2 protein-coding genes are annotated in these 925 nt (G+C 62.5%); both read left to right on the forward strand.

Features of this window, described 5'->3' with window-relative positions; translation table 11 throughout:
• On the forward strand, positions 1 to 460 hold a 460-nt coding region (locus tag A3754_RS24035; RefSeq protein WP_063521547.1), incomplete at its 5' end, for a DUF2796 domain-containing protein.
• The coding region (locus A3754_RS24040) for an ATP-binding cassette domain-containing protein (protein ID WP_156497199.1) at positions 435 to 925 on the forward strand (491 nt) is incomplete at its 3' end. The genes A3754_RS24035 and A3754_RS24040, both read left to right, overlap by 26 nt.

Raw genomic sequence — 925 nt, forward strand, 5'->3', positions numbered from 1 at the left:
GCATGGCCTGGCCGAGGCAGCCGTGGTGGTGGAGGGGGAGCAGGTGACAATCCGTTTCCGAGCGCCCTTGATGGATATCCTCGGCACCGAGCAGCCGCCAGCAGACGCCCCGGCCCGGGCCCGTTATGGCAAGCGTCTGGCACAGGTGGCGGCGCCACAGCCTTCGCCGGCTGCACAGTGTGAACCGGTCAGTGCTTCCATCAGCTCCGTGGATACCCTGTTTCCGGAGCAGCAGGCGCATGATTCCCATGATCATCACGATCACGACGCGCACAGTCACCACCAAGATGTGGAGAACGAGTGGTTATTTTCCTGCGCGTTTCCTGAAAAATTAAACGCCGTGGAGCTACCGTTTCTGGGCATCTTCTCGAGCCTGACCACCGAAGTGGTGTTGCTGTTGCCCGCCGGGCAGAACGCCTTGCGTCTGGCGCCGGATGAAACCCGCATACCGCTGGAGTAATGCCGCAGTGGGCTTGGTACTGGAACTCAACGGCCTGGAATACCGCCATCCCGGTCAGGTTCGTCCCTTCTTGCAGGTGCCGGACTTTGCCCTGCAGGCAGGGGAGCGGGTGCTGCTTCATGGTCCCAGTGGCTGTGGCAAAAGCACTCTGCTGTCACTGATTACCGGCATCCGGCCAATGCAGTGCGGGCGTGTTCAGGTTGCCGGCCAGGCTTTTTCTACGCTCTCCCAGCGTCGCCGGGACGCCTTTCGCGCCGATCACATGGGGGTTATCTTCCAGGCGTTCAATTTGCTGCCCTACCTGAGCGCCGTGGACAACGTTTGTCTTGCGGCCAGCTTCTCCCGCCTGCGCTGTGAGCGCGAAGCAGGGCGTCGCAAGGCGCAGAGACAGACTGCCGCCCGTGGCTTGCTTTCACGGCTGGGGCTGGATGACGGCACCGCTGACTTGCCGGCCTGGCAATTGTC

The organism is Alcanivorax sp. HI0083 (assembly GCF_001635175.1).